The organism is Azospirillum sp. SYSU D00513 (assembly GCF_017356015.1).
Taxonomy (GTDB): Bacteria; Pseudomonadota; Alphaproteobacteria; order Azospirillales; family Azospirillaceae; genus Azospirillum.
Map to the genome: position 1 here is coordinate 1 of NZ_JAFIQV010000104.1, position 2,065 is coordinate 2,065.

The following is a 2,065-nucleotide window of genomic DNA, read 5'->3' on the forward strand; positions in this document are numbered from 1 at the left end:
GCCCGCTCGCCCTGGTCGGCAGCGCCTCATATCCGGTTCTTGTTCATCGGCCCGCGGCTTCGATCCACGCTTCCTCCCCACGGTCGGTCACCCTTCCGCAATTGCGCTTCACTTCGCTCGCCGTGATCAGCTTACGATGGGACTTCCACCCACAAGAGAACGCCCATGCTGGGCGCACCAACGGGAAAGGGCCGGTCTCCGTCGGAGACCGGCCCTTTTCCATTCCGCTTCCTTTCGGAAGAGGGCGGCTCAGCTTTCCAGGACGAAGCGGCGGCGCGCCAGATGGTCGACCACCGAGCGCACGCCCGGAATGCCTTCCGCCAGCACGCGGAGCGCGTCGCGGTCGGCGTCCGTGGGCACGAAGCCCCAGAGATGGACGACGCCGTCCTCCACGACGGGGTTGACCATCAGCTTCGCCGCCCAGGACTGGCCGCGCAGCTCCGCGTCGATCCGTTCGCGGATCGTGCGGTCGTCGGCGACCGACGTGTTCGCCATCGTCTGGGCGCGCACCGCGAGGCCGCGCACGAGGTCGGCGCGGCTGACGATGCCGACCAGGCGGCCATCGCGCAGGACCGGAACGCGCTTAATCCCGTGCCCTTCGAGCAGATGCGCGATTTCGTTGAGGTTGGTGTCTTCCGTCGCGGACACGACCGAGCGGGTCATCACGTCCGCGGCGGTCATGCCATGCACCTTGGTGTAGTCCCTGGCGCTCTCGCCGCCGCCGAGCAGCCGCAGCCACCAGGAGGGCCGGCGCTCGGTGTCGATTTCCCGCCGGTGCAGCAGGTCGCCCTCGCTGACGATGCCGGCGACCTCGCCGCTGGTGGTCAGGACGGGCACGGCGCTGATGCCGTTGTCCAGAAGGGTCTGCGCGATCTGCGCGACCGGCGTTTCGGGGGTGACCGAGATCACCCGGGTGGTCATCACGTCTTTTGCCTGCATGACCCTCTCCCTGTTTTTCGTTTCTGGTGGTGCTGCCTTTTAAAAGCGCCCGCGGCCCCTTCGGTTCCCGCTGGTGCCGGCCGGGTCAGGGCAGGAAGTCGCCGTGCCGCTTGACGTGCTCGGCGAGGCCCAGCGTGTGTTCCTGGACGAGGCGTTCGGCAAGGTCCGCGTTGCGGTGCTCCAGCGCCCGGATGATGTTCTGGTGGTCGATCATCGACCGTTCGGCACGGTTGTCCTGCGCGATCGTCAGCTTGCGGATGGCACGCATGTGAATGAACAGGGCGTCGGTCGTGTCGATGATGTACTGGTTGCGGCCCATCCGCAGGATCTGCCGGTGGAAGGCCAGGTTGGCCTCCGAATATTCCGAGACATGCTCCGACGGCTTGCGGTGGTCGAAGGCCGCGAACAGGTCCTTCAGCGAGTTCAGCTCATCCTCGGTCGCCTGGAGCGCCGCCAACCGGGCGGCGATGCCCTCCAGTGCCGCCCAGGCCTCGATCATCTCCACGATCTCGCGCTTGGTCTTGCGGATGATGAAGATGCCGCGCCGGGGCACGGAGCGTACGAAACCCTCCTGCTCCAGCAGAGTCATGGCTTCCCGGATCGGCGTCCGGCTGACGCCCAGCCGCTTGCTGAGCTGACGTTCGTCGAAGCGGATCTCGTCCTTGTTGTCGTAGATGTCCATCTCGGTGATGGCTTGCTTCAAGGCCTGATAGGCCTTGGTGCGGATACTGCTTCCTGTGTCCAGGACTTGGATGTTCAGAACGGGCTCGGTCATCGTCATGGCCATCCTTTTAGCACTTTCGCAATGCCTGTCCCGCCGCTCGGGCTCCCTGGCCCGGTGAACCGGACCCTTCGGGAGAAGGACGGCCCAGAAGAAGGACGGCTGGAGATCTTCATTGTGAAAGCTCGGTGCGGGTCGGTTTTGCCGAGGCGTTCACGCCGGCGGAAAGCCGCCTGCCCGAGAAGGCGCGGTCCGCGGGGGACATCCCCCGCGGACCGGTCGTTGCGCTCACTCGGTGGCGACGGCGCCGCCCGGGGGCGTGCGGGTCTTGGAGATGACCGCCGAGATGATCGGCCAGACGAGCATGACGAGGGCGAGCGTGATGATGCTGCCGACCAGCGGGTT

At 66.3% G+C, this 2,065-nt stretch carries 2 protein-coding genes; both read right to left on the minus strand.

Annotation, left to right across the window (positions count from 1 at the left end; genetic code table 11):
* Nucleotides 1-249: 249 nt before the first annotated feature.
* Complete coding sequence (locus tag JUB11_RS32360; protein ID WP_207462923.1) at nucleotides 250-939, minus strand: CBS domain-containing protein; 690 nt, start codon at nucleotides 937-939, stop codon at nucleotides 250-252.
* Nucleotides 940-1,024: 85 nt separating this feature from the next.
* A complete protein-coding gene (locus JUB11_RS32365; RefSeq protein ID WP_207462924.1) occupies nucleotides 1,025-1,714 on the minus strand; it encodes a GntR family transcriptional regulator in 690 nt (229 codons plus the stop codon).
* Nucleotides 1,715-2,065 lie beyond the last annotated feature (351 nt).

Bases quoted from the DNA above. Each gene is read 5' to 3' on its own strand.
- JUB11_RS32360 (WP_207462923.1), bottom strand. From the start codon at position 939: ATGCAGGCAAAAGACGTGATGACCACCCGGGTGATCTCGGTCACCCCC.
- JUB11_RS32365 (WP_207462924.1), bottom strand. From the start codon at position 1,714: ATGACCGAGCCCGTTCTGAACATCCAAGTCCTGGACACAGGAAGCAGT.